This window comes from Streptomyces sp. NPDC001970 (genome assembly GCF_053594115.1).
The window spans coordinates 21,213-46,718 of sequence record NZ_JBSFDW010000009.1 but is presented as its reverse complement, the minus strand read 5'-3'; the positions used below and the strand labels follow the sequence as shown (position 1 = coordinate 46,718).

Sequence of the window (25,506 nt, the reverse complement as noted above, 5' to 3'; positions counted from 1 at the left end):
CCGGTCGGGAGCCGCCCGTCCCGGCCCGCTGCCGGGACTGCTGCGGGGTCCGTCGTGCGGACCTCCGCGGCTCGCTCGCTCCGCTCGCTCATTGTCGTACTACTTCCGCAGCTCGATGACGGTCTTGCCGATGCGGATCGGCGCGCCCAGCGGAATCGGTGTCGGGGTGGTGAGCCGGGTCCGGTCGAGATACGTGCCGTTGGTGGACCCGAGATCCTCGACGATCCACTGGCCGTCACGGTCGGGGTAGATCCTGGCATGACGGCTGGACGCATAGTCGTCGTCCAGCACGATCGTGGAGTCGTGCGCGCGGCCCAGCGTGATCGTCTGGCCCTGCAGGGCGACCGTGGTGCCGGTGAGGCTGCCCTCGGAGACGACGAGCTTGGTGGGCGCCCCCCTGCGCTGCCGCGCGGACTGCTGGCGCTGCTGCGGTGGCGCCGCGGTCTGGCGGGCGGCCTGCTGGGGCCGTGCGCCGTCGCCTCGGCGCGAGCCGCGCTGTGTGACGCGCGTACCGAACAGGTCGCTACGGATGACCTGGACGGCCACGATGACGAACAGCCACAGTACGGCCAGGAAACCCAGCCGCATGACCGTCAGGGTCAGCTCTGACATTGCCCCCGCTTCACCCTTCGGCTTGCCGGTAAACGATGGTGGTGCTGCCCACGACGATCCGCGAGCCGTCGCGGAGCGTAGCGCGGGTGGTGTGCTGCCCGTCCACCACGATGCCGTTGGTGGACCCGAGATCCTGGATCGTGGAGGGCGTTCCGGTCCGGATCTCACAGTGGCGGCGCGAAACGCCGGGGTCGTCGATCCGCACGTCGGCTTCGGTGCTGCGGCCCAGCACCAACGTCGGGCGGGAGATCTGGTGGCGGGTGCCGTTGATCTCGATCCAGCGGCGCACCTGGGCGCCCGGCATGGCGCCGGGCGCCGTGGTTGCGGGGCGGCCGACGGTGGACGCGGGGGCCGGCCGGTTCATCCCGGGCGGCGGTGCGGACGGCATGGGAGGCGCGCCGGCAGGAGGGTAGCCGTAGCCACCGCCCGCGGGGGGACCCTGCGGTGCGGCTCCGGGGCCGGCGGGCGCGGCGCGGTCCGGCGACTGTGACGTACTCGACGCGAGCGTGCGGCTGCGGACCCGGTACAGACCGGTGTCGAGGTCGTCGGCCTTCTCCAGATGAACCTTGATCGGGCCCATGAAGGTGTACCGCTGCTGCTTGGCGTAGTCCCGGACCAGGCCCGAGAGCTCGTCGCCGAGCTGGCCCGAGTAGGGGCTGAGGCGCTCGTAGTCCGGCGTGCTGAGCTCCACGATGAAGTCGTTGGGGACGACGGTCCGCTCGCGGTTCCAGATCGTCGCGTTGTTGTCGCACTCACGCTGGAGGGCGCCCGCGATCTCGACGGGCTGGACCTCGGACTTGAACACCTTGGCGAAGGTGCCGTTGACCAGACCTTCGAGCCGCTGTTCGAAACGCTTCAGGACTCCCATGGGGCACCTCCTCCGTCATTGCCGTCCTGGTACTGCTTACTGATCGTATCCACGCGTCGGGAAATCGGCTGGTTCCCCTTGTCTGCCCCGTCGATGAGTGTCACCTCTCACACGGATCTCCACACGGATCGTAGAGGCGGCTTCCTGACAGTGTCCCGCACCCGGGGAGTACCCCGGGTGCGCGGGGGGAGATGCCTGCCTCCGTGAGGTGCTTGCTCCGCCGACCAAACGGATGTGAATCGACCCTCGGCAGCGTGCTAATGTTCTGCATGTCGCGAGGCGCTCGCACCAGGCAGGTGAGGGACCGGCGGCAACACCCAATGCGCGGGTGGCGGAATAGGCAGACGCGCTGGATTCAGGTTCCAGTGCCCGCAAGGGCGTGGGGGTTCAACTCCCCCCTCGCGCACAACAAGTGAGACGGGTCTCCGTCAGGACGAAAGTCCTGGTGGGGGCCCGTTTTTCATTGTCCGGTGCCGCCCGGCGCTGTCCCGACCGTTGCGCGGCTGTTGTGCGACCGTTGTGCGGACTCATTGCCCTGGGCTCGTCAGGCCCTACTCGTCGGACCCTTCGCGTCGGCCCTTCTCGTCGACCAGCCGTTGGCCGGACTCCACTTTCGTCGCGTGCGCGTGCGACGAAAGTGGGCCGCGGACGGTTTCAGGCGCTGAATAGGGTGCCTGCCGTGGACGCGACTTCGAACATACGGGCCTGGGTGCGGGCAGGCTGGCACTGGCTCGCGGCGCCGGAGCTGTGGTCCCGGCGCAGGCTCGCGGGCGAGGCCGTCCTCGCGCTCGTGCTGGGACTGATGAGCGCCGGGCTGGCCGAGCTGCTGGGGGCGTCGGGGCCGGCCGTCGCCGCTGAGGGGGCCGCGACCGTGGTGTTGTCCCTGATGCGACGGAGACTGCCCGTGAGCGTCCTTGTGGTGACGTCCGGACTGGCACCCGTGGTCGACGGGTTCGCTCCGCTGACGATGGTCGTGGGCTGGTCGGCGGGGCGGCGGATTCCCGGGGCCGGCAGGGCGCTGGCCGCATTCTCCGGTGCCTATGCCGTCTGCGTCGGCGCCACACTGATCGACGTCGGGCCGCAGGACGTCGGCGTGGCCGTCGTGCTGCTCACGACGCTGTTCTTCCTGGCGACGACGGTCGTGCCCGGCCTTGCCAGCCGCTACTGGACCCAGCGCCGGACCCTGCTGCACACCCTCCAGGAGCGCAACGTCCAGCTGCTTCGGGAACGCGCGATGATCGCCGGGCAGGCGAGGTTGCGCGAGCGGCAGCGGATCGCTCAGGACATGCACGACAGCCTCGGTCATCAGCTGGCGCTCATCGCCGTGCACACCGGCGCGCTGGAGGTGGATCGCGAGCTGACCAGCCGGCAGCGGGAGGCCGTCGGAGTCCTGCGGGAGGCGTCGGTGACCGCGATGCACGAGCTGCGCGAGGTCGTGGGGATCCTCCGGGACGGGGTGGAGGGGCCGCAGCCCGCCGTGGACGAGTCCGGACGGGCGGCACGGGGGACGGCAGGTGTTGCGGGGCTGGTCGAGGCGGCCAGGGCCGCGGGCAACAGCGTGGAGCTGCGGTGCACGGGAGAGGCCAGGCCACTGGCGGCGGCCGCCGACCACGCGGCCTTCCGTATCGCTCAGGAGGCACTGACCAACGCCTTCAAGCACGCACCGGGCGCGCCGATCGTCGTGGAGCTGCGCTACGAGCCCGATTCCTTCGTCGTGGAGATCGTCAACGAGACGGCGGCCGCCGGTGCCGTGGAGGCCGTGGGCGAGGCCGTCAGTGGCGGTCAGGGGCTGACCGGGCTGCACGAACGCGCCCGGCTCGTCGGGGGCATGGTGCACGCCGGGCCCGTCGGCGGCGGCTTCCGGGTGGCCGGCGTACTGCCGTACGGCGTCGTCGAAGCCGCGCCCATCGTCGATGCGGTGGACGACTTCCGGCAGCAGTCGCCGTCCGTCCCGCTCAGGAACGGTGTTCCGGTCATGGACTGGACCGTCTCGGAGAGGGAGTTGGCAATGGGCGGCGGGAGCAGGAGCAGGAGCGGCGGTTGGGCTCTGGGGTGCGGGATCGCGGTGGCCGCCGTGGTGCTGCTCGTGGTGGCGAGCCTTTTCGGGCTCTTCTTCCTGATGGGCTCGCTGAGCAAGGGGATGATCGACCAGGAGCAGTACGACGCCGTCGAGGTCGGCATGGCGGAGAAGGACGTACGCGACCGGCTGCCGGACGGCGACACCGTCGCGACGACGGGTCTCCGCGGGAAGGGCCCGAAGGAGCCGGAGGGGTCGTCCTGCCTGGTGCTGATGTCCTCCGAGATGGGGGACAGCCTGGAGACCGAACCGGTGTTCCGGTTCTGCTTCAAGGGCGGCAAGCTGGTCGAGAAGAAGGCGTACGACGTCAAGCTGTAGGGAAGCAGGGGGAGTTTCTGTGACCGGTTCTCCGGGGGCTGCGGGGGGTGCGGGTTTGCCGGGGTCTTCGGGGTCTCCTGGGGCGGCGGGTCCGCCGGGGGCATCGGGGGTGTCGGGGCCGGCAGGTTCGCCGGCGTTGCCGGAATCGCCGGGTTCGCCGGGTTTGCCGATCAGGGTGGTGATCGCCGACGACGAGCCGCTGATTCGCGCCGGGATCCGCATGATCCTCATCTCCGACCAGGAGATCGAAGTCGTGGCGGAGGGGGCGAACGGCCGCGAGGCCGTCGACCTGGCCCGCGCCCACAGCGCGGACGTGGTGCTGCTCGACATACAGATGCCGGTCATGGACGGCCTCACGGCCCTGTCCGAGCTGCGGAGGACGGTTCCGGAGACCCGGGTGGTCGTGCTCACGACTTTCGGCGAGCGGGAGAACGTCCTGCGGGCGCTGGAGCACGGCGGTGCCGGTTTCCTGCTGAAGGACACCGCCCCCGCGGAACTGATCCGCGCCGTGCGGGCCGCGGCCGCCGGTGACGCTTATCTCTCGCCCGGAGCGACGCGGCATGTGGTGGACCAGCTGGCCTCGGGGCGTGCCGCGGCGCGCAGCGAGCAGGCCCGGGCGCGGGTGACCGCGTTGAGCGCGCGCGAACGTGAGGTGCTGGCCTTGCTCGGCGAAGGGCTGTCCAATGCGGACGCCGGGCGCCGGTTGCATATGAGCGAGGCGACCGTGAAGACGTACGTCAGCAGGATCCTGGCCAAGCTGGAGTGCGACAACCGGGTGCAGGCGGCGCTGCTGGCGCGTGACGCGGGGCTCTGAGGGCGGGGGCCGAGCGGGCTGCGAGCGCTGCGGGGCTGCGAGGGTTGTGGAGCTGTGAGGCAGAAGCGGAGGGCTACGGGCGGCCGTGGCCATCGCGCCGTGGGATGTTTCACGTGGAACACATGCGGCTGCGTGGGCCGTCGGCGGGAGCGGCAGATCCGCCCCGCCGACGTTGTGCCGATCCCGCCGATGGGCTGGCCGCCGGTTACGCGGCCAGGCGCGCAGCCAGCTCCTTCGCCTTCTGCGTGGCCTGGTCGAACGCCTTGGCGCGGGAGGCTTCGGCGAGCGGGACGAGCTCGGCCATCTCGGGCTTGGCGGGTGCCAGCGTCAGCTCAGGAACGATGAAGTCGACCTCCGCGCCGAGCATCGCGGTGAGGACCTTCTCCATGTAGTTCTGGACGAACTCGAAGTCCTCGCGCGGAGTGCCGGGGGCGTACGAGCCGCCGCGGCTGGCCACGATGGTGACCGGCGTGCCCGCCACAGGGCCGTCGGGGCTGCCTGCGTTGTGACCCACGATGATCACCTGGTCCAGCCATGCCTTGAGTGTGGACGGGATCGTGAAGTTGTACATAGGGGCGCCGATCAGTACGGCGTCAGCCGCCGCGAGCTCGTCCGCGAGCTCGGCGCGCAGCGCGTCGTCCGCGCCCGCGGAGACGGCGCCCATGTCGAGGTGCGGCAGAGGGTTGGCGGCCAGATCGCGGTAGACGACCTTGCCTTCGGGGTGCTCCTCCAGCCAGGACTTCACAAACGTGGCGGTGACATCGCGCGATGCGGAGCCCTGAGGGAAGACGGCGGAATCGATGTGCAGCAGCGTGGCCATGTGGTTCTCCAGATATGCAGATGCGCAGGAGCGCAGAGGGTGGGCGCGACGGCAGAGCGAGCGCCAAGAGTTTCGTGCGTAACTATGAATAGCACAGTAGCTTACTTTTCTTCACCTACCCACGGGAGGGCAGTACGCTGGGGTCATGGCGGATCACGGCGAGCACGGGTGCAAGCAGGTCGATCGGTCGATCACGCACGTCTTCGAACTGCTCGGCAAGCGCTGGACCGGCCCGATCGTGTCCGTGCTGATGCAGCAGCCGGTGTACTTCGCCGAGCTGCGCAGGGCGATCCCGGGCATCAGTGAGCGCATGCTGTCCGACCGTCTGACCGAGCTGGCAGCGGCCGGGCTGGTCGTGCGTGACGTCGACGAAGGACCGCCGCTGCGCGTCTCGTACCGGTTGACGGAGGCCGGTTCGGCGCTGGAGCCCGCGCTCGAGGAGCTGGGGCGGTGGGCCAAGTCCTATCTGCCGGGCGGTGTGCGAGGCGAGGGTCGGCCCTGTTGACGTCTGTCTGCCGACTGCTGACTGTGGACGTGTCGACCGCCGACGTGCCGACCGCAGACCTGCCGTGATGACTGTGCCGGCGGGCGGGACAGCCCGCGGACGGCCCGCGGGGTGGCTGTTCGCGAGGTTGTCCACAGGGGGAGACGGCTGCCTGACGTGGCTGTACCGTCTTGGGCAGTTGATGTTGTACGACGTCGGGGGAGGCGGTCCCGCCATGGGTGAGGTCGAAGCGGTCGTGCCGGTCCAGCGGTCTGCTTCCGGGGACGTACGGGTTCCGGACGTTGCCGGATTCGCCCGGCGAGGGGCGACGGGGAGTGAGCCGGAGTCTCCCAGGGAGGCGGGCAAAGCGCTGCGGGGCCGGGTGCCGCGCTCGTCGCACGACACTCTGCTCATCGGCGCGAAGCGGCCGGGCGCCGTGCAGGCCGTCGAGGAGTCCAGCCGTGGCCGGGTGCCGGAGCTCGCTCCGATCCGGGTCGGGCGGATGGCCGCGTCTCCCTTCGCGTTCCTGCGTGGTGCAGCGGGGCTGATGGCCCATGATCTGGTCGCCACTCCCGTCACCGGCATCGCGGCGCAGATCTGCGGCGACGCGCATGCGGCGAACTTCGGGCTGTACGGGGACGCGCGCGGGCGTCTGGTCATCGATCTGAACGACTTCGACGAGACCGTCGTCGGCCCCTGGGAGTGGGACCTCAAGCGGCTCGCCGCCTCGATCGTCCTGGCCGGCCGTGAGGCCGGTGCCGACGAGGACACCTGCCGCAAGGCGGCCTTCGACGTGGTCGGTGCGTACCGCCGGACGATGCGGCTGCTGGCCAAGCTCCCGGTGCTCGACGCGTGGAACGCGATCGCGGACGAGGAACTCGTCTCGCACACGGACGCGCGGGACCTGCTCGGCACGCTCGAGCGCGTCTCGGAGAAGGCCCGGAGCAACACCAGTGCACGGTTCGCCGCCAGGTCGACGGAGGCCGGGCCCGACGGTGGCCGCCTCTTCGTGGATGCCCCGCCTGTGCTGCGCCGGGTTCCCGACGAGGAGGCCGCCGCCGTCGCCGCATCGCTCGGGGAATACCTGGAGACGCTCTCCGAGGACCGGCTGCCGCTGCTTGCGCGGTATGCCATCCACGACGTCGCGTTCCGGGTCGTGGGCACCGGAAGCGTCGGGACCAGGTCGTACGTGGTGCTGCTGATAGACCACCGTGGCGAGCCGCTGGTGCTCCAGGTGAAGGAGGCGCGGGCCTCGGCACTGCTGCCGCATCTGCCGGCCGCGGGCTTCGACAGGGCCGAGCCGATGCACGAGGGCCGCCGGGTCGTGCTGGGGCAGAAGCGGATGCAGGTCGTCAGCGACATTCTGCTGGGCTGGACGACGGTCGACGGCAGGCCCTTCCAGGTGCGGCAGTTCAGGAACCGCAAGGGCAGCGTGGACCCGGCTGCACTCGCGGCCGACCAGGTGGACGACTACGCCCGGATGACGGGCGCTCTGCTGGCCAGGGCGCATGCGCACAGCGCCGACCCTCGGCTCGTCGCGGGGTACTGCGGCAAGAACGAGGAGCTCGACGAGGCCGTGGCCGGCTTCGCGGCGCTTTATGCGGACCGGACGGAGGCGGACCACGCCGAGCTGGTGGCCGCCGTGCGGAGCGGGCGGATAGCCGCCGAGCTCGGCGTGTGACGGGCCAGGGGCCCGGCCACCCGGGGTGGACGGTGCTCTGCCATACGCTGGGCGGGTGACCCAGGATCCTCCCGGGGCGCCGACGACCCGGACCGACGACGAGCAGGACGACCACCGCGTGGACGAACAGAGCAGCGTGGACGAGCAGGGCGTGCAGGGTGCGCACGACGCGTCCGAGGTGAAGGACGCGCAGGGCGACCCGGATGCCGGGGACAGCCGGGGTGCGCAGGGGAGCCAGGCTGCTCGGGCAGCGGGCGGTGAGCGGCCCGAGGCACGGCTGGAGCGAGCCGTGCGCGCGGCCGAGCAGGCGCTGATCGAGTTCGAGATCGCGGTGGAGACCTTCCGCGTCGAGGTGGAGAACTTCTCGCGGCTGCACCACCAGAAGCTCGGCCCGATGTACTCGCGGCTGGACGAACTCGACGCCCTGATCGCGGAGGCCCGCGCCGCCCGTACCGGCGACCCCGAGGATCTGCGCAGGGCACAGGAGGCGCGGGCCATGGTGATGCCGATGCCCGGCGTCGACGAGCTCTTCCACGACTGGCTGGACTCGGACGGTCTCTCGCCCGAGGCCGCGGCGATGCTGACAGACCAGTCCGTGCGGCCGCCCAAGCGCGTGCGGCCCAGCGACGAGGCGCGCAAGCTGTACCGGGAGCTCGCCCGCAAGGCGCACCCGGATCTGGCCCAGGAGGAGAAGGAACGGGCACGTCGGGAGGAGTTCATCACGCGTGTGAACGCCGCCTACGGGCGCGGGGACGAAGCCCTGCTGCGCGAGCTGTCGCAGGAGTGGGACGCCGGACCGGTGCCTGAGGCTTCCCGGCTCAGCGAGAGCGAGGAGCTCTACGCCCGCCTGGAGTGGCTGGCGCAGCGCAAGGAGCTGCTGACCGCGATCGCCAAGGAACTGGAGGACAGTGCGATCGGTGCGATGCTGAGGATGGCCCCCGATGACCCCGACCGGCTGCTGGACGAGATTGCCGAGCAGCTGCTGGCACAGGTCGCACAGCGTGAGGCCGACCTTGCCGGCCTGCAGTAGGTTTCCCATGGACGCCCGTCGTGCGCGGTGCGCGCCCTGTAGGTACGAGAGAAGGCCAACCCCATGAATTTCGCCCCGCTGCCCTCGGTGGACGTCGCGTCCGTTCCGGCCGACTGTCTGGTGCTCGATGTCCGCGAGGACGACGAGTGGGCGGCCGGTCACGTCGAGGGCGCGCTGCACATCCCGATCACCAACTTCGTGGCCCGCTTCGGTGAGGTCACCGAGGTGCTGGCCGAGGGACGCCGCGCCTATGTGATGTGCCGGGTCGGCGGTCGGTCCGCGCAGGTCACCCAGTATCTGGTCCAGCAGGGCCTCGACGCCGTGAACATCGACGGCGGGATGCAGGCCTGGGAGGCCGCCGGGCGCCCGATGGTCACCGAGGACGGCAGCCCTGCCTACGTGCTGTAGACGTCGGGGCTAAGCACCCAGGGGGTGGGCGGCGAGCAGGTCGCCCAGGGCCTCCTCATGGGCTGCCGCCGGGCCGAGCGAGAGCTCGAGCTGCTTGGCCCAGGCGTGATAGCGGTGAAGCGGATAGTCGGTGTCGGCGCCGAAGCCGCCGTGCAGATGCTGCGCGGTCTGGACGATGCGGCGCACGCCCTCGGACGCCCAGATCTTCGCCACCGCGATGTCCCCGGCGGGGGGCAGCGCCCCGCCCGCTCCGGTGCCGATGCGCCAGGCGGCCTGCCAGAGGGTCGCCTCCATCGCGCGCAGATCGATGTAGCGGTCGGCCGCCTGTACGGCCACGGCCTGGAACGTCGCGACGGGGAACCCGAACTGCTCGCGCTTGCCGGTGTATTCACTCGTCATCGACAGCACTCGCTCACCGAGGCCGAGCGCCAGCGCACAGGTTCCGGTGGCCAGCAGCCCCCGCAGCCACTCCCAGGCTCCTTCGGCATCGATGAGCGCGGCACGTTCGATCCGTACGGAGTCCAGCCGGGCCTCGGCGAAGAGCTCGCCACTGGTGGAGAACTGCTCGGCGAGGGTCAGACCCTCGTGGCCGCTGGGCACGAGAGCGAGGACCGCTCGCCCGTCACTGGTGTGCGCGGGGACGGCGAGCAGATCGGCGCACTGAGCCCAGGGCACGCCTGTCTGCATCCCGTCGAGCACCCAGAAGTCGCCGTCCTGGCGGGCGGTGACGGCGAGCTCGGCAGCGTCATGGCCGGTGCGGCCGTTGGCCGCGGCAGTCAGCACCAGCTCGCCCGCGCCGACGCGGGGCAGGATCCCGCTGCCGAGCGCTTCGCCGCCGAAGCGCTGCACGGCCATGGCGACCGCGCTGGTCTCCAGTAGCGGCACACGGGCCAGGACCTTTGCCGATTCCCGCAGCACAAGGCAGAGCGCGATCGGGTCCAGGCCCGCCCCACCGTGCCGCGGGGCGATCACGAGGCTCAGCAGGTCGGCGCCCGCGAGCCTTGCCCACAGCGGCCGGTCGAACTCCTCGGCCACCGCACCCGGGCTGAGCGCGGGGCTCGGCACCCCGTCGGGCGCGACGCCCGAGAAGACCGCCCTCGCCGCTTCGACGGCCGCCTGCTGCTCCTCGGTGAAGGTGAAGTCCACTGCCCTGTCCTTCCGCGCACCGGCTCTGCCCCTGTCCGTCGGATCGGAGAATCCGACCGGCCCGACAGATCTGACGGATCGTCAAGATAGAACAGGTTCTAGCGGAAGGGAATGGTGCCGGCAGTGCCGGCCGGTATGCCGGGAAGCGACCTCCTCCGCGTCAGCGGTCGAAGTCCAGCTCCACCTCGGACGTCATTGGATGCGACTGGCAGGCCAGCACATAGCCCGCCTCCGTCTCCTCCTGCTCCAGTGCGAAGTTGCGGTCCATCCGCACCTCTCCCGAGACGAGGAACGCCCGGCAGGTACCGCACACACCGCCCTTGCAGGCGTACGGCGCGTCGGAACGGGCCCGCAGCACCGTCTCCAGCAGCGACTCCCCTTCCTGCACCGGCCAAGTGCCCGAGCGGCCGTCCAGCGTCGCACTCAGCGTGCTGTGCGCGGGCGCGGCGACCGGCGCCGGGGCAGGCGCCTCGTCCACATGGAAGATCTCCTCGTGGATACGGCTGCGGTCCACACCCAGGCCGCGAAGCGCCCGCTCCGCGCCCTGGACCAGTCCGAACGGTCCGCAAAGGAACCATCCGTCCACGTCCGGCACGGGAAGCAACGCGGGCAGCAGCCCGGTCAGCCGCTCCCGGTCGAGCCGCCCGGACGGCAGACCGGCCTGCTGCTCCTCCCGGGAGAGCACGGTGACCAGCTGAAAGCGGTCCGGATAGCGGTCCTTGAGGTCGGCGACGTCCTCCAGGAACATCGTCGACGCCGCCGTGCGGTCACTGCGGATCAGACAGAAGCGGGCTTCCGGCTCCCGCGCCAGCAGCGTCGCCGCGATCGACAGCACGGGGGTGATTCCGCTGCCCCCGACGATCCCCGCGAAGTGCCCGGGACGCGGCTCCAGGACGAACCGGCCTATCGGCTGCATGACCTCGACCGTGTCCCCGACGGAGAGCTCCTTCAGGGCGTACGTCGAGAACTCGCCACCGTCGACCAGCCGGATCCCCACGCGGAGCAGGGGATCCTCGCCGGCGGGGGCGGCGGGAGTGCAGATCGAGTACGTACGCCGGATCTCCTCGCCGTTCGCCCCCGTACGGCGGAGGGCGATGTGCTGGCCGGGGGTGTGGCGGAAGGCGTCGCGCAGCTCGGAGGGGACCGCGAGAGTGACGGCCACCGAGTCGTCCGTGAGCCGCTCGACCTCGCTGACCCGGAGCGGATGGAACATCTACAACTCCTTGAAGTGGTCGAACGGTTCGCGACAGGCCGTGCAGCGGCGAAGTGCCTTGCACGCCGTGGAGGAGAACCTGCTCAGCAGCTCCGTGTCCGTGGATCCGCAGTGCGGGCAGCGCACGGTGAGCGTGAGGGGGACCGGGCCGTCCTTGGCGCCCGGGCGTGGCGGGGCTATGCCGAACTCCGCGAGCTTACGGCGGCCCTCCGCGCTGATGTCGTCCGTCGACCAGGCAGGGGCGAGCACCTTGACGACCGACACCTCCGGTATGCCGTGGTCATGGAGCACCTGCTCGATGTCCGAAGTCATCGCCTCGATGGCCGGGCAGCCGGTGTAGGTGGGGGTCAGCGCGACCTCGACCCTGCCGGGGCCGAGTACCTGGACGCCGCGGAGCACACCGAGCTCCTCCAGCGTCAGCACGGGCAGCTCCGGGTCGGGCACCGACCCGGCCAGCCTCCGCAGCTCGGCTTCCAGCAGCGTGTCGGTCACCATGACGCCCCCGGGTGGCTGCGATGCAGGTGCTGCATCTCGGCCAGCATCCGCCCGAAGGGCTCGGTGTGCAGGCCCTGTCGCCCTGCCCCTGCCGACCAGGCACCCCGGTCCGCCGTGCCCGGGACGGTCAGCGTGGCACGCTCCAGCACGGCCGTGACCGACTCCAGCCACCCTGTGCGCAGCGACTCCCAGTCCACGTCCAGCCCCTCCACCGGCTGGAACATCTCGCCGGTGAACCGCCACAGCGCGTCGCAGGCACGCTGCATCCGCTCATGGCTCTCGGCCGTTCCGTCGCCCAGGCGCAGGGTCCACTGCTCGGCATGGTCCTGGTGGTAGGCGACCTCCTTGACCGCCTTCGCCGCGAGACCCGCGAATTCGCCGTCGACCGCCGCCAGCTGTCCGAACAGCAGATGCTGGAACGTCGAGAAGTACAGCTGCCGGACGATGGTGTGCGCGAAGTCGCCGTTCGGCTGCTCCACCAGCTGGAGATTGCGGAAGGCACGTTCCTCACGGAGATACGCCAGCTCGTCCTCGTCGCCGACGAGGGAGAGCAGCGTCCGGGCCTGTCCCAGCAGGTCAAGGGCGATGTTGGCCAGGGCGACCTCCTCTTCCAGGACCGGGGCGTGGCCCGCCCACTCCCCCAGCCGGTGCGAGAGCACCAGAGCGTCGTCGCCCAGCGCGAGTGCGGCGGTCACAGGTGCTTCACCCCCTCCGGGATGTCGTAGAAGGTCGGGTGGCGATACGGCTTGTCGGCGGCCGGCTCGAAGAAGGGGTCCTTCTCGTCCGGGGAGGAAGCGGTGATCGCCGCGGACGGCACCACCCAGATCGAGACGCCCTCGTTGCGCCGGGTGTAGAGATCCCGGGCGTTGCGCAGCGCCATCTCGGCGTCCGGGGCGTGCAGGCTGCCCGCGTGGGTGTGGGACAGCCCGCGGCGCGAACGCACGAACACCTCCCACAGCGGCCAGTCGGTCGAGCTGCTCATGCCGTTGCCTCCACGTGCGCCTCGTCGCGCTTCTCGTTCGACTCGTCCGACCTGCCGGCGGCCGCCTTCGCGGCGTACGCCGCAGCCGCCTCGCGAACCCATGCGCCCTCCTCATGGGCCCGGCGGCGCTGGGTGATCCGCTGCTCGTTGCACGGTCCGTTGCCCTTGAGGACCTGCCGGAACTCGTCCCAGTCGATGGTCCCGAAGTCGTGGTGACCCCGCTCCTCGTTCCACCGGAGATCCGGATCGGGGAGGGTCAGGCCCAGGGCCTCCGCCTGCGGGACGCAGATGTCCACGAAGCGCTGGCGCAGCTCGTCGTTCGAGTGGCGCTTGATCTTCCAGGCCATGGACTGCGCCGAGTGCGCCGATGCGTCGTCCGGAGGGCCGAACATCATCAGGGACGGCCACCACCAGCGGTTCACCGCGTCCTGCGCCATCTCGTGCTGGGCGGGGGTGCCCTGCGAGAGCGCGAGCAGCAGCTCGTACCCCTGGCGCTGGTGGAAGGACTCCTCCTTGCAGATCCGGACCATGGCGCGCGCATACGGCCCGTAGGAGCAGCGGCACAGCGGCACCTGGTTGGTGATCGCCGCGCCGTCCACCAGCCAGCCGATCGCGCCCACGTCGGCCCAGGTCAGCGTCGGATAGTTGAAGATCGACGAGTACTTCTGGCGGCCGGAGTGGAGCTTGTCGAGGAGCTCCTCACGGCTCGTACCCAGCGTTTCCGTCGCGCTGTAGAGATACAGGCCGTGGCCCGCCTCGTCCTGCACCTTGGCCATGAGGATCGCTTTGCGGCGCAGGGAGGGCGCGCGCGTGATCCAGTTCGCCTCCGGCTGCATGCCGATGATTTCCGAATGCGCGTGCTGGGCCATCTGGCGCACCAGCGAGGCGCGGTAGTCATCGGGCATCCAGTCGCGAGGCTCGATGCGCTCGTCGGCGGCCACGGCAGCGTCGAACCGCGCCTGGTGCGTCGTAGTCGCAGTTGTCTCCGCAGTCACTGCCGTCATCGGGCCCCCTACCGACCGATCGTTCGGTTGAATGACTTCAATGGTGAGTCTGAGGGCCGTAAGGTGTCAACCCTGTGGATAACCGCGGTGGACCGAAGTGACCATGGGGATCGGGGCGGGATGGACTCGTACGGCAACGAGGGAGCGAGGCGCGAGGAGGCGCCTGCGGGCGACGAGGGCGCCCAGGGCGGCATAGTGAGCCTCTCCCTGCCCTATCAGGTCGTGGCCGCGATCGCCCTCGCGGTCATCGGTGTGCTCGGCTGCACCCATCTGGCCATGGTCTTCCTTCATGTCGCGCCGTCGAACACCGTGACCAAGCAGCACGGCAAGGCGGTCGACGGGTGGATCTACCCCGAGTTCGAGCAGAACTGGAAGCTGTTCGCCCCCAATCCCCTGCAGCAGAACATCGGGGTCCAGGTCCGGGCAGAGGTCACGGACGGTGACGGCGTCCGTAGTACGAGCAAGTGGATCGACCTCTCGGCCGAGGACGCCGAGGCGATCAGCGGGAACCTCCTCCCCAGCCATGTCGACCAGAACGAACTCCGCCGCGCCTGGGACTTCTACGCCAACTCGCACACCGACGACAACCGGCCCAACGGCCTTCGCGGCCAGCTCTCCGAGCGCTACATACGCCGCATCGTGATGATGCGCCTCGAGCACCACGACCTCGGCGGAAAGGTCGAGCGCGTCCAGCTGCGGTCGGTCACCCGCTCCGTCAAGGCCCCGGCGTGGAGCAAGGAGAAGACGGACACCCGGCCCTACTTCCGGGTGCTCCCCTGGTGGAAGGTGACCGACGCGGATCTTCCCCTGGAAACGCGGAACGACGGCGCAGCAGACACGGAGGCGGCCAAGTGACCCAGGCCCTCGACGCGGAGATCCCCGACCGTGAGAACCGTGAGAGCAGCGAATACCGCGACAGCACCGAGAACCGCGACAGCATCGCGAACCGGGACCAGACCGTGAGCCGCGAGAGCGCCGGGAGCCGTGTGGGCCCCGAAGACCGCGCGCGCCACGACCGCCGGACCATGGACCGCCGTCTGGCCCACGCCATTCAGCGCGTGACAGCGACCGCCCTCGGTCCGTACCAGAGTGCGATCGTCCGCATCGGCTTCGCGGCCACCTGGCTGCTCTTCCTGCTGCGCGAGTTCCCGAACCGCCGGGAGCTGTACGGGCCCGAGGGCCCGTGGGGCTGGGACATGGCTCAGCAGCTGATTGCCAACAATCATGCCTTCACCGCGCTGATGTGGTCCGACAGCACGGTCTGGTTCGAGGTCGTGTACATCGTCGCCGTGCTCTCCAGCGCGCTGCTGATGCTCGGCTGGCGGACCCGGGCCATGTCGGTGCTCTTCATGACAGGTGTCCTGTCGCTGCAGAACCGGTCCATCTTCATGGGCGACGGAGGCGACAACGTCATCCACCTCATGGCGATCTATCTCGTCCTCACCCGCTGCGGGCAGGTGTGGTCCCTGGACGCCCGCCGGGCCCTTCGTGCCCGGCGCGAGGCTGCGCGCGGTCAGGCCGGTCCCGTACGTGACTGGGCGGGCCCGGCGCTCTGGACGGTGCTCGGCGTGGTCCTTCTCGCAGGGACGGTCCTGGACCGGGTCGGCGGGGAGTGGTGGTTCATCAGCCTGTTCTGGGCGCTGTGGATCCTCCACGGCGTCTGGTGGTTGGTGAATCGCCGCGCACCGGGCAGCGAGCTGCGCACGCTGCTCGACGTCCTCGCCAACCTCATCCACAACGCCACCCTCGCCGTGATCATGGCCGAGGTCTGTCTGATCTACGCCACCGCCGGGTGGTACAAGATCCAGGGCTCGCGCTGGCAGGACGGCAGCGCCCTGTACTACCCGCTCAATCTCGACTACTTCACCCCCTGGGCCGGGCTCTCCGACATCCTGGCCGGCAGCGGGGTGATCGTGATGCTGGTGACATACGGCACGGTCATCGTGCAGGTCGCCTTCCCCTTCACGCTCTTCAACCGCAAGGTGAAGAACGTCCTGCTGGTGGCGATGATGCTGGAGCACGCCGGCATCGCCGTGCTGCTCGGCCTGCCGTTCTTCTCGATGGCGATGATCGCCGCGGATGCGGTGTTCCTGCCGACCGTGTTCCTGGTGTGGCTCGGCGGCCGTGTGGCGCGCGGGCGGGACAGGGTGCTCCGGCGCGGGCGGGAGCGGGTCCCCGATCAGCGCGGTGCGCCCGAGGAGCAGGCCGCACGTACCCTCGTCGGGTGAGCAGCGAGACCCAGGAACCGGTTCAGTACGACGACGGCTACAGCCCCGAGGTCGGTGTCGGGCCCCATCCGCGCCCCTGGCCGGAGGGGGGACCGTACGACCCCGAGTTGCTCGCCCACGGGGACCGGCGCAATGTCGTCGACCGTTACCGGTACTGGACGCGGGAGGCGATCGTCGCCGACCTGGACACCCGGCGTCATGACTTCCACGTGGCCGTGGAGAACTGGGGCCACGACTTCAACATCGGCTCCGTGGTCCGCACCGCCAACGCCTTCCTGGCGAAGGAGATCCACATCGTGGGGCGGCGGCGCTGGAACCGGCGCGGCGCGATGGTCACCGACCGCTACCAGCATGTGCGCCACCACGCCGACACGGAGTCACTGACGGCCTGGGCGGCGGCCGAGGAACTGCCGATCATCGGGATCGACAATCTGCCGGGCGCGGTGCCGCTCGAGCGCACCGAGCTGCCCAGGCGATGCGTGCTGCTCTTCGGCCAGGAGGGCCCGGGGCTGACCGAGGAGGCGCGCAAGCATGCCGCGATGGTGTGCTCGATCGCCCAGTTCGGCTCGACCCGCTCGATCAACGCGGGCGCGGCCGCGGCGATCGCGATGCATGCGTGGGTGCAGCGGTACGCGGAGATTCCTGATCAGGCGGGCTGAGGCCCGCCGCCTCGAGCCGCAGCGGCGTGGCGTCGGCGGTCGCGACGCCGCGTGGGCCTGTGGCCCCGCCGTGTGCGGCGCTCCGTGGCCCGCGGGCGCGGGCCACGGAACACCGTGCGCCGTCAGGCCTGGCGGCGCACCTCCACCACGCGGAAGCGGTTCGACACGAAGGCGCCGTCGCACAGCGCGGCGTTCGCCGCGGGGTTGCCGCCCGAGCCGTGGAAGTCGGAGAAGGCCGCCGTCTGGTTCACATAGACCCCGCCGGTCAGGTTGAGCGACAGCTGGGCCGACTCCTCCAGGCAGACCTCCTCGACGGCCCGCTCGGCCTCCGGCGAGGTCGTGTACGCCCCGACCGTCATCGCGCCCTTCTCGCGGACGGTGCGGCGCAGCAGCTCCACCGCGTCGGCCGTCGAGTCGACCGCGACCGCGAACGCCACCGGGCCGAAGCACTCGGCCAGATACGCGGCCTCGTCCTCGGGCTTGGCCCCGTCCAGCTTCACGATCACCGGCGTACGCACCACGGCGTCCGGGAACTCGGGGTTGGTGACCTCGCGCGAGGCCAGGGCCACCTCGCCGAGGTTGGTCGCCGCCTCCAGACGGGCCTTCACATCGGGGTTGACCAGGGCGCCCAGCAGGGCGTTCGCCCGGGCGTCGTCGCCGAGCAGGCCGGCGACGGCGGCGCCGAGGTCGGCGACCACCTCGTCGTACGACTTCCGGCCCGCGTCCGTCGTGATGCCGTCACGCGGGATCAGCAGGTTCTGCGGGGTGGTGCACATCTGGCCGCTGTACAGCGAGAGGGAGAAGGCCAGGTTGGACAGCATCCCCTTGTAGTCGTCGGTGGAGTCGACGACGACCGTGTTGACTCCGGCCTTTTCGGTGTACACCTGGGCCTGGCGGGCGTTGGCCTCCAGCCAGTCGCCGAAGGCGGTGGAGCCCGTGTAGTCAATGATCTTGATTTCGGGGCGGATGGCGAGGGTCTTCGCGATGCCCTCGCCCGGGCGCTCGGCGGCCAGCGCGACCAGGTTCGGATCGAAGCCCGCCTCGCTCAGCACCTCGCGAGCGATCCGCACCGTGAGTGCCAGAGGAAGCACGGCGCGGGGGTGCGGCTTGACCAGGACCGGGTTGCCGGTGGCGAGGGAGGCGAACAGGCCCGGGTACCCGTTCCACGTGGGGAACGTGTTGCAGCCGATCAGCAGCGAGATGCCGCGCGGGGCCGCGGTGAACGCCTTCCGCAGCTCCAGGGGGTCGCGCTTGCCCTGCGGCTTGGACCAGTCCGCGGCGGCAGGGGTGCGCATCTGCTCCTCGTACGCATACGCCACCGCCTCCAGGCCGCGGTCCTGTGCGTGCGGGCCGCCCGCCTGGAACGCCATCATGAATGCCTGACCGCTCGTGTGCATGACAGCGTGAGCGAACTCATGGGTGCGGGCACTGATGCGGGACAGGATCTCCAGGCAGACCAGGGCGCGGGTCTCGGGACCGGCCTCCCGCCACGCCGCCATGCCCGCGCGCATCGCGGGCAGCAGCACGTCGAGGTCGGGGTGGGGATACTCGATGCCCAACTCCGGGCCGTAGGGCGACACTTCGCCGCCCGTCCAGCCGTCGGTGCCGGGCTGGTCCAGCTCGAAGCGGGTGCCCAGCAGGGACTGGTAGGCCGCGAGGCCGTCGGCCGCACCCGTCTCGCCGTACGCCTTGGGGTGCTCGGGGTGCGGCGACCAGTACGCCCGGGAGCGGATCGTCTCGAGGGCCTGGTCGAGCGTGGGCCGGTGGGTCTCGGTCAGCTGCATGGAAGACCAACTCCTCGTCGAGCTGGGCAGGGAATCGCGGACAGAGTTAGAGTAACCGAACGATCGGTCGGGACAAGAGGGGTCCGTAGAAACCTGTGGGCAACTCGTAGGGGAGGATCACAGCCATGACCGCCACAGAGGCCATCCAGAGGGACGGCGCCATCGCGCCGAGCCGTGCCGTCGCGGTCGTGGGCGCCGGGACCATGGGGCAGGGCATCGCCCAGGTCGCGCTCCTCGCCGGCCATCGGGTGCGCCTCTACGACGTCGCCCCCGGTCAGGCGGAGGCGGGCGCGAGTGCCATCCTCACCCGCCTGGAGCGGCTGGTCGAGAAGGGGCGGCTGGACGAGGAGGCGCGTGGCGCCGCGGAGCTCCGGCTGGAGCGGGCGACCGACCTCAAGGAGCTCGCCGGCAGCGCACTGGTCGTCGAGGCCGTCGTCGAACAACTCTCTGTGAAGCAGGAGCTCTTCGGCGCCCTGGAAGCGATCGTCGCCGAGGACTGCATCCTCGCCACCAACACCTCCTCCCTCTCCGTCACCGCCATCGCGGGCGCCCTGCGCCTGCCCGGCAGGTTCGTCGGACTCCACTTCTTCAACCCGGCCCCCCTGCTCCCTCTCGTCGAGGTCGTCAGCGGCTTCGCCACCGACGAGGCCGCGGCGGCGCGCGCGTACGAGACCGCCAGGGCCTGGGGAAAGACGCCCGTGCGCTGCGCCGACACCCCTGGGTTCATCGTCAACCGCATCGCCCGCCCCTTCTACGCGGAGGCCTTCGCCGTCCACGAGGAGCGGGGTGCCGACCCTGCCACGATCGACGCGGTCCTGCGTGAGTGCGGCGGCTTCAGAATGGGCGCGTTCGAGCTCACGGACCTGATCGGGCAGGACGTCAACGAGGCGGTCACCCGCTCCGTGTGGGAGGCGTTCTTCCAGAACCCGAAGTTCACGCCGTCGCTCGCCCAGCGACGGCTGGTCGAATCCGGGCGCCTGGGTCGCAAGGCGGGACAGGGCTGGTTCGCGTACGCGGACGGTGCCGAGCGCCCCGCACCGCACACCGCTCCGGCGACCGAGCCGCCCTCGCACATCACCGTGGAGGGCGATCTGGGCCCGGCACGCGAGCTGCTCGAGCTGTGCCGCGAGGTCGGCATCACCGTGCGCGAGGAGGAGGAAGACCAGGGGACCCGCATCCTGCTGCCGAGCGGTGGGCAGCTGGTGCTCGCCGACGGTCAGACGTCCGCCGAGTTCCGGGACGTCGTCTACTTCGACCTGGCGCTCGACTACCGGGCGGCGACCCGGATCGCCCTGTCCGCCTCCGAGGTCACGGAATGGGAGACGCTCCGGCAGTCGATAGGCCTGTTCCAGGCTCTCGGCAAGAGCGTCAGCGTCATCGGCGACGTACCGGGCATGATCGTCGCGCGTACGGTCGCGATGCTGGTGGACCTCGCGGCGGACGCCGTCGCCAAGGGCGTCGCGTCCGCCGAGGACATCGACACGGCGATGCGGCTCGGCGTCAATTACCCGATCGGCCCGGTCGAATGGGGCCGCAGGCTCGGTCGTGCTTGGGCGCACGAGCTGCTCGACGAGCTCCACGCACGCATGCCCACCGGCCGCTATGCGCCGTCCCTGGGTCTCTACCGCCAGTCCTATGTCCAGATGAAGGGCGAGTAGGTCTCATGACGACAGCCAAGCGCGACACCTACACCCCGGAGACCCTGCTCTCCGTCGCCGTCCGCGTCTTCAACGAGCGTGGTTACGACGGCACCTCCATGGAGCACCTCTCCAAGGCCGCCGGTATCTCGAAGTCGTCGATATACCACCACGTCGCGGGCAAGGAGGAGCTGCTGCGCCGCGCGGTGAGCCGCGCGCTCGACGGGCTCTTCGGGATCCTCGACGAGCCCGGGGCGGTGCGCGGGCGTGCCATAGAGCGCGTCGAGTACGTGACCCGGCGCACGGTCGAGGTGCTCATGGCCGAGCTGCCCTACGTCACCCTGCTGCTGCGCGTGCGCGGCAACACCAGGACCGAGCGCTGGGCCATGGAGCGGCGCCGGGAGTTCGACCACAAGGTCGCCGACCTGCTCAAGGCTGCCGCGGCCGAGGGCGATCTCCGGGCCGACATGGACATGCGGCTGGCGACCAGGCTGCTCTTCGGCATGGTCAACTCCCTGGTGGAGTGGTACCGGCCGCAGGCCGGTACCGGCTACGACCGGGAGCAGGTCGCCGACGCCGTCGTACGGCTGGCGTTCGACGGGCTGCGTACAGCGCCGTAGCGCTGTGTGCGCGACCACGTAGGCGCGCGCGTCGGCCACGGGGCACGGCCGCCCTCGCCCCGTGGCGCGCTCAGCGTGCCGGATCGGGGTCCAGGTCCGTCTCCTCGAAGACCAGCAGGGTGCGGGTGGAGAGCACCTCGGGGATCGACTGGAGCTTGGTCAGGACGAGTTCGCGCAGCGTGCGGTTGTCCGGCGTGTGGACCAGCAGCAGCACGTCGAAGTCGCCGCTGACCAGGGCGATGTGTGCGGCCCCCGGCAGCGCCTGGAGCTGCTCGCGCACCGTGCGCCAGGAGTTCTGCACGATCTTGAGCGTGATGTACGCGGAGGCGCCGTGCCCGGCTCGCTCGTGGTTCACGCGGGCGCTGAAGCCCCGGATCACGCCGTCTTCGATGAGCCGGTTTATGCGCGCGTACGCATTGGCGCGGGAGACGTGCACCCGTTCGGCCACGGAGCGTATCGAGGCGCGCCCGTCCGTCTGCAGGATCCGCAGGATGTCCCGGTCGATCGCGTCCAGAGGGCGGGGCGGCGGGCCCTGGGCGGCTCCGGGCACGGCTTCGTACACCGTGCGGTCCTCGCCGTCGGCCATTTGTTCAGCTGTCACGTCCCCCCGCCTCTCTGTTGTGGACGACCTGTTCCTATCCCAAGCTGTGGAGAACCGTTTGTCCACAGGCTGAAGGTGCCTGTAGCCAAAATGCGCCCACGACCGAACAATCGGTAGGTGAGGCGCCTCACACTCCGCGCCCTCATGGGTCCTTATGCCCGCTCCCACGAGGAGGTGCTCGCGTTGAAGAAGAGCAGCATGACGGTCGAGGAGCGGCCGGGTGCCGCTGACCGGCCCACCCCGCCGCCGGCGTGGAAGCCGCGCACCGACCCTGCGCCGCTGCTTCCCGACGCCGAGCCGTACCGCGTGCTCGGTACGGACGCAGCTGCCGCGGCGGACCACCAGCTGCTGCTGCGGCTGTACGCCGAGCTGGTGCGCGGCCGCAGGTACAACGCGCAGGCGACCGCGCTCACCAAGCAGGGCAGGCTCGCCGTCTATCCGTCGAGCACCGGCCAGGAAGCGTGCGAGGTCGCGGCCGCGCTCGCCCTGGAGGAGCGCGACTGGCTCTTCCCCAGCTACCGGGACACCCTCGCTGCCGTGGCCCGTGGCCTCGACCCCGTCCAGGCGCTCACGCTGCTGCGCGGCGACTGGCACACCGGGTACGACCCGCACGAGCACCGCATAGCGCCCCTGTGCACCCCGCTCGCCACCCAGCTGCCGCACGCCGTGGGCCTGGCGCACGCCGCGCGTCTCAAGGGCGACGACGTTGTCGCGCTCGCCATGGTCGGCGACGGCGGCACCAGCGAGGGCGACTTCCACGAGGCGCTCAACTTCGCCGCCGTGTGGCAGGCCCCCGTCGTCTTCCTCGTGCAGAACAACGGCTTCGCGATCTCCGTCCCGCTCGCCAAGCAGACGGCCGCGCCCTCTCTCGCCCACAAGGCGGTGGGGTACGGAATGCCGGGCCGACTGGTCGACGGGAACGACGCGGCGGCGGTGCACGAGGTGCTGAGCGAAGCCGTCGCGCGGGCGCGGCGCGGAGAGGGCCCCACCCTCGTCGAGGCCGTCACGTACCGCATGGACGCGCACACGAACGCCGACGACGCCACCCGCTACCGGGCCGATGCCGAGGTGGAGGCCTGGCGTGAGCACGACCCGATCCGGCTGCTGGAGCGCGAGCTGACCGGGCGCGGGCTGCTCGACGAGGACACCGTACGGGCGGCCGCAGAGGCCGCGGAGACGATGGCCGCACAGCTGAGGGAGCGGATGAACGCCGACCCGGTGCTCGATCCGATGGATCTGTTCGCGCATGTCTACGCCGAGCAGACCAGCCAACTGAGGGAGCAGGCCGCACAGTTGCGCGCCGAGCTGGACGCCGAGGGCGGGGAAGGCGCGCACGGCGCGGAGGGTGACGCACGATGAGCACGGCAACTGCGGGGCGGGCCAAGCCCGCCACGATGGCGCATGCCCTCCAGCGCGCGATGCGGGACGCGATGGCCGAGGACCCGTCCGTCCATGTCATGGGCGAGGACGTGGGCACTCTGGGCGGTGTCTTCCGGGTCACCGACGGGCTCGCCAAGGAGTTCGGAGAGGACCGCTGCACGGACACGCCGCTCGCCGAGGCCGGCATCCTCGGGACGGCCGTCGGCATGGCGATGTACGGGCTGCGGCCCGTCGTGGAGATGCAGTTCGACGCCTTCGCCTATCCGGCGTTCGAGCAGTTGATCAGCCATGTCGCACGGATGCGGAACCGCACGCGGGGCACCATGCCGATGCCGATCACGGTGCGTGTTCCGTACGGCGGCGGGATCGGCGGCGTCGAGCACCACAGCGACTCCTCCGAGGCGTACTACATGGCGACTCCGGGGCTCCATGTCGTCACGCCCGCGACGGTCGACGACGCGTACGGGCTGCTGCGGGCGGCGATCGCCTCCGACGACCCGGTGATCTTCCTGGAGCCGAAGCGGCTGTACTGGTCGAAGGCTGACTGGTCGCCGGACGCCCCGGCGGCGGTGGAGCCGATCGGGCGCGCGGTGGTACGGCGCAGGGGTCGCAGTGCCACGCTCATCACGTACGGCCCGTCCGTGCCAGTCTGCATGGAGGCTGCGGAGGCGGCACAGGCGGAGGGCTGGGACCTCGAGGTTGTCGATCTGCGCTCGCTCGTGCCTTTCGACGACGAGACGGTGTGCGCCTCGGTGCGGCGCACCGGGCGGGCCGTGGTCGTCCATGAGTCGACGGGCTTCGGCGGGCCGGGTGGGGAGATAGCGGCCCGGGTCTCCGAGCGCTGCTTCCACCACCTGGAGGCGCCGGTGCTGAGGGTGGCCGGTTTCGACATTCCGTATCCGCCGCCGATGCTGGAGCGTCACCACCTGCCGGGTGTGGACCGGGTGCTGGACGCCGTGGCGCGGCTGCAGTGGGAGGCGGAGAACTGATGGCCCAGGTGCTCGAGTTCAAGTTGCCCGACCTCGGTGAAGGTCTGACCGAGGCGGAGATCGTGCGCTGGCTGGTCGACGTGGGCGACGTCGTCGCCATCGACCAGCCGGTCGTCGAGGTCGAGACGGCCAAGGCGATGGTGGAGGTGCCGTGCCCGTACGCGGGCGTGGTGACCGCGCGCTTCGGCGAGGAGGGCGCGGAGCTTCCCGTCGGGGCCCCGCTGCTGACCGTCGCGGTCGGCGCGTCGGAGTCGGCGCCCGCGGGCTCCGGGACGTCGCCCGCGTCCGGCGCCTCGGGCACTTCTGCGGCCTCCGGGGACGAGTCCTCCGGCAATGTGCTGGTCGGGTACGGCACGGGCGCCCCGGCGGCCCGCCGTCGCCGGATCCGGCCGACGGCTCTGTCGGGCGCCGCGTACGCCCCGGCGTCCGGCGGCGGGGCTGCTCCTGTGGCGGGCCGGGCAGGAAGCCGTGCTTCGTCCGGCGCTGCCCAGGCGGCCGCGTCGGGGGACCCGTCGGGTGGCGGGCACAGCTTCCCGGAACCCGTGTGGGACAGCGCTGTGGAGAGCCCGGCGCCCGACGCCGTCCTCGGCGAGGAGTTCGCTCAGGCCGCTCCCGTCGGCCCTGCCGAGCCCGGCCGCGAGGGGCCCGTGGCCGTGATCTCGCCGCTGGTGCGGAGGCTGGCCAGGGAGCACGGGGTCGATCTGCGTCTGTTGCACGGGTCCGGGCCCGACGGGCTGATCCTGCGGGCCGACGTGGAGCAGGCAGTACGGTCCCTGGCCGGCGGCGCCGCGCCGCAGCAGATCGCGCCCACTTCGGCGCCCACGCCGACATTCGCGGCGGCGCCCGTCTCCGCGCCCGCGGCCGGCCCCGTCGTCGCAGACGTCGAGCGGATCCCGCTGCGCGGGGTGCGTGGGGCCGTCGCCGAGAAGCTGTCCCGCAGCCGTCGGGAGATACCGGACGCGACCTGCTGGGTGGACGCGGACGCGACCGAGCTGATGGCCGCGCGCCGGGCGATGAATGCAGCAGGCGGGCCGAAGATCTCGCTCCTCGCCCTGTTCGCCCGGATCTGTACGGCCGCCCTTGCCCGCTACCCCGAGCTGAACGCCACGGTGGACCTGGAGGCCAGGGAGATCGTGCGTCTGCCCGGGGTGCATCTCGGCTTCGCCGCCCAGACCGAGCGCGGTCTGGTCGTCCCCGTCGTCCGGGACGCCCACCGTCGCACGGCCGAATCGCTCACCGAGGAGTTCGCCCGGCTCACCGAGACGGCCCGGCGGGGCAGCCTCACCCCGGCGGACCTCACCGGCGGCACGTTCACGCTGAACAACTACGGGGTGTTCGGGGTCGACGGGTCCACGCCGATCATCAACCACCCGGAGGCGGCCATGCTCGGAGTCGGCCGCATCGTGCCGAAGCCCTGGGTGCACGAGGGCGAGCTCGCTGTCCGACAGGTCGCGCAGCTCTCGCTCACTTTCGACCACCGGGTGTGCGACGGCGGTACGGCAGGCGGCTTCCTCCGGTATGTGGCCGACTGCGTGGAGAATCCGGCAGTGCTCCTGCGCACGCTGTAGCCCGGAGCGGCTCGGGGCAGTCCGCGTGGTCCCGAGCCGTCCCGAGCGGTTCCGAGCCGTCCTGAACCGTCCCGAGCGGTTCCGAACG

The 25,506-nt window shown here is 70.8% G+C and carries 25 protein-coding genes and 1 tRNA gene; 15 read left to right on the top strand and 11 right to left on the bottom strand.

The genetic code is table 11. The features are described 5' to 3' along the window. Positions 1-99: 99 nt before the first annotated feature. Positions 100-612, bottom strand: coding sequence for an FHA domain-containing protein FhaB/FipA (locus ACWCP0_RS13835; RefSeq protein ID WP_451079032.1), 513 nt, complete (start codon positions 610-612; stop codon positions 100-102). Positions 613-622: 10 nt separating this feature from the next. Continuing rightward, a complete protein-coding gene (locus ACWCP0_RS13830) occupies positions 623-1,480 on the bottom strand; it encodes an FhaA domain-containing protein (RefSeq protein ID WP_451079031.1) in 858 nt (285 codons plus the stop codon). Positions 1,481-1,802: 322 nt separating this feature from the next. Here ACWCP0_RS13830 and ACWCP0_RS13825 point away from each other — a divergent pair. The 3 genes from ACWCP0_RS13825 to ACWCP0_RS13815 all read left to right on the top strand — a co-directional run bounded on the left by ACWCP0_RS13825 (position 1,803) and on the right by ACWCP0_RS13815 (position 4,689). Then, positions 1,803-1,886 (top strand) — tRNA-Leu (locus ACWCP0_RS13825). A 303-nt stretch (positions 1,887-2,189) separates the two neighbouring features. Then, positions 2,190-3,875 carry a sensor histidine kinase gene (locus ACWCP0_RS13820; RefSeq protein WP_451079176.1) on the top strand — a complete coding sequence of 562 codons (1,686 nt, stop codon included), beginning with the start codon at positions 2,190-2,192 and terminating at the stop codon, positions 3,873-3,875. A gap of 163 nt (positions 3,876-4,038) precedes the next feature. Next, entirely contained in the window at positions 4,039-4,689 is a 651-nt protein-coding gene (locus tag ACWCP0_RS13815; RefSeq protein WP_451079030.1) for a response regulator transcription factor, read from the top strand. Between the two features lie 205 nt (positions 4,690-4,894). On the opposite strand, the gene ACWCP0_RS13810 is transcribed toward ACWCP0_RS13815, so the two are convergent. After that, positions 4,895-5,509, bottom strand: coding sequence for an FMN-dependent NADH-azoreductase (locus ACWCP0_RS13810; protein ID WP_451079029.1), 615 nt, complete (start codon positions 5,507-5,509; stop codon positions 4,895-4,897). Between the two features lie 145 nt (positions 5,510-5,654). On the opposite strand from ACWCP0_RS13810, the gene ACWCP0_RS13805 reads away from it, so the two are divergent. From ACWCP0_RS13805 to ACWCP0_RS13790, 4 genes are all read left to right on the top strand, one after another. Beyond that, positions 5,655-6,014: a winged helix-turn-helix transcriptional regulator gene (locus ACWCP0_RS13805; RefSeq protein ID WP_451079028.1), complete on the top strand. Its 360-nt coding sequence runs from the start codon at positions 5,655-5,657 to the stop codon at positions 6,012-6,014. A 214-nt stretch (positions 6,015-6,228) separates the two neighbouring features. Beyond that, positions 6,229-7,674, top strand: coding sequence for a DUF2252 domain-containing protein (locus tag ACWCP0_RS13800; RefSeq protein ID WP_451079027.1), 1,446 nt, complete (start codon positions 6,229-6,231; stop codon positions 7,672-7,674). Positions 7,675-7,729: 55 nt separating this feature from the next. Next, complete coding sequence (locus tag ACWCP0_RS13795) at positions 7,730-8,704, top strand: hypothetical protein (protein WP_451079026.1); 975 nt, start codon at positions 7,730-7,732, stop codon at positions 8,702-8,704. Positions 8,705-8,767: 63 nt separating this feature from the next. Then, positions 8,768-9,112, top strand: a complete 345-nt coding sequence (locus tag ACWCP0_RS13790) for a rhodanese-like domain-containing protein (RefSeq protein WP_451079025.1) — start codon at positions 8,768-8,770, stop codon at positions 9,110-9,112. A gap of 9 nt (positions 9,113-9,121) precedes the next feature. Here ACWCP0_RS13790 and ACWCP0_RS13785 read toward each other — a convergent pair whose 3' ends face one another. From ACWCP0_RS13785 to paaA, 6 genes are all read right to left on the bottom strand, one after another. Continuing rightward, positions 9,122-10,258 carry an acyl-CoA dehydrogenase family protein gene (locus ACWCP0_RS13785; protein WP_451079024.1) on the bottom strand — a complete coding sequence of 379 codons (1,137 nt, stop codon included), beginning with the start codon at positions 10,256-10,258 and terminating at the stop codon, positions 9,122-9,124. 160 nt (positions 10,259-10,418) lie between these two features. Further along, positions 10,419-11,471: a 2Fe-2S iron-sulfur cluster-binding protein gene (locus ACWCP0_RS13780; RefSeq protein ID WP_451079023.1), complete on the bottom strand. Its 1,053-nt coding sequence runs from the start codon at positions 11,469-11,471 to the stop codon at positions 10,419-10,421. Next, positions 11,472-11,966, bottom strand: coding sequence for a 1,2-phenylacetyl-CoA epoxidase subunit PaaD (gene paaD / locus ACWCP0_RS13775; protein WP_451079022.1), 495 nt, complete (start codon positions 11,964-11,966; stop codon positions 11,472-11,474). Then, positions 11,960-12,661, bottom strand: coding sequence for a 1,2-phenylacetyl-CoA epoxidase subunit PaaC (gene paaC / locus ACWCP0_RS13770; protein ID WP_451079021.1), 702 nt, complete (start codon positions 12,659-12,661; stop codon positions 11,960-11,962). The genes paaD and paaC overlap by 7 nt, the downstream gene beginning before the upstream one ends. Further along, positions 12,658-12,948, bottom strand: coding sequence for a 1,2-phenylacetyl-CoA epoxidase subunit PaaB (gene paaB / locus ACWCP0_RS13765; RefSeq protein WP_351230298.1), 291 nt, complete (start codon positions 12,946-12,948; stop codon positions 12,658-12,660). Before paaB ends, paaC begins: the two co-directional genes overlap by 4 nt. Then, positions 12,945-13,952 carry a 1,2-phenylacetyl-CoA epoxidase subunit PaaA gene (gene paaA / locus ACWCP0_RS13760; protein ID WP_451079020.1) on the bottom strand — a complete coding sequence of 336 codons (1,008 nt, stop codon included), beginning with the start codon at positions 13,950-13,952 and terminating at the stop codon, positions 12,945-12,947. Before paaA ends, paaB begins: the two co-directional genes overlap by 4 nt. Positions 13,953-14,072: 120 nt before the next feature. On the opposite strand from paaA, the gene ACWCP0_RS13755 reads away from it, so the two are divergent. The 3 genes from ACWCP0_RS13755 (at position 14,073) to ACWCP0_RS13745 (ending at position 16,839) form a co-directional block, all read left to right on the top strand. Beyond that, the gene (locus ACWCP0_RS13755; RefSeq protein ID WP_451079019.1) at positions 14,073-14,807 is read left to right on the top strand and encodes a DUF5819 family protein; all 735 of its coding nucleotides are present in this window, start codon (positions 14,073-14,075) and stop codon (positions 14,805-14,807) included. 170 nt (positions 14,808-14,977) lie between these two features. Next, positions 14,978-16,180, top strand: coding sequence for an HTTM domain-containing protein (locus tag ACWCP0_RS13750; protein WP_451079175.1), 1,203 nt, complete (start codon positions 14,978-14,980; stop codon positions 16,178-16,180). Beyond that, positions 16,177-16,839, top strand: coding sequence for a TrmH family RNA methyltransferase (locus ACWCP0_RS13745; RefSeq protein WP_451079018.1), 663 nt, complete (start codon positions 16,177-16,179; stop codon positions 16,837-16,839). The genes ACWCP0_RS13750 and ACWCP0_RS13745 overlap by 4 nt, the downstream gene beginning before the upstream one ends. Positions 16,840-16,961: 122 nt before the next feature. Here the strand turns inward: ACWCP0_RS13745 and paaN are convergent, their stop codons facing one another. Then, entirely contained in the window at positions 16,962-18,623 is a 1,662-nt protein-coding gene (gene paaN, locus ACWCP0_RS13740; protein ID WP_451079017.1) for a phenylacetic acid degradation protein PaaN, read from the bottom strand. 125 nt (positions 18,624-18,748) lie between these two features. Here paaN and ACWCP0_RS13735 point away from each other — a divergent pair, with 125 nt between their 5' ends. Both ACWCP0_RS13735 and ACWCP0_RS13730 read left to right on the top strand, forming a co-directional pair. Then, positions 18,749-20,281 carry a 3-hydroxyacyl-CoA dehydrogenase gene (locus ACWCP0_RS13735; protein WP_451079016.1) on the top strand — a complete coding sequence of 511 codons (1,533 nt, stop codon included), beginning with the start codon at positions 18,749-18,751 and terminating at the stop codon, positions 20,279-20,281. A gap of 5 nt (positions 20,282-20,286) precedes the next feature. Further along, a complete protein-coding gene (locus ACWCP0_RS13730) occupies positions 20,287-20,880 on the top strand; it encodes a TetR/AcrR family transcriptional regulator (protein WP_351230310.1) in 594 nt (197 codons plus the stop codon). A gap of 70 nt (positions 20,881-20,950) precedes the next feature. On the opposite strand, the gene ACWCP0_RS13725 is transcribed toward ACWCP0_RS13730, so the two are convergent. Next, positions 20,951-21,466, bottom strand: a complete 516-nt coding sequence (locus ACWCP0_RS13725; RefSeq protein WP_451079174.1) for an Lrp/AsnC family transcriptional regulator — start codon at positions 21,464-21,466, stop codon at positions 20,951-20,953. A 213-nt stretch (positions 21,467-21,679) separates the two neighbouring features. Here ACWCP0_RS13725 and pdhA point away from each other — a divergent pair, with 213 nt between their 5' ends. The 3 genes from pdhA to ACWCP0_RS13710 are packed head-to-tail and all read left to right on the top strand — an operon-like array spanning position 21,680 to position 25,418. Next, entirely contained in the window at positions 21,680-22,840 is a 1,161-nt protein-coding gene (pdhA, locus tag ACWCP0_RS13720; RefSeq protein ID WP_451079173.1) for a pyruvate dehydrogenase (acetyl-transferring) E1 component subunit alpha, read from the top strand. After that, positions 22,837-23,850 carry an alpha-ketoacid dehydrogenase subunit beta gene (locus ACWCP0_RS13715; RefSeq protein ID WP_451079015.1) on the top strand — a complete coding sequence of 338 codons (1,014 nt, stop codon included), beginning with the start codon at positions 22,837-22,839 and terminating at the stop codon, positions 23,848-23,850. Before pdhA ends, ACWCP0_RS13715 begins: the two co-directional genes overlap by 4 nt. Beyond that, the gene (locus tag ACWCP0_RS13710; RefSeq protein ID WP_451079014.1) at positions 23,850-25,418 is read left to right on the top strand and encodes a 2-oxo acid dehydrogenase subunit E2; all 1,569 of its coding nucleotides are present in this window, start codon (positions 23,850-23,852) and stop codon (positions 25,416-25,418) included. The genes ACWCP0_RS13715 and ACWCP0_RS13710 overlap by 1 nt, the downstream gene beginning before the upstream one ends. Positions 25,419-25,506 lie beyond the last annotated feature (88 nt).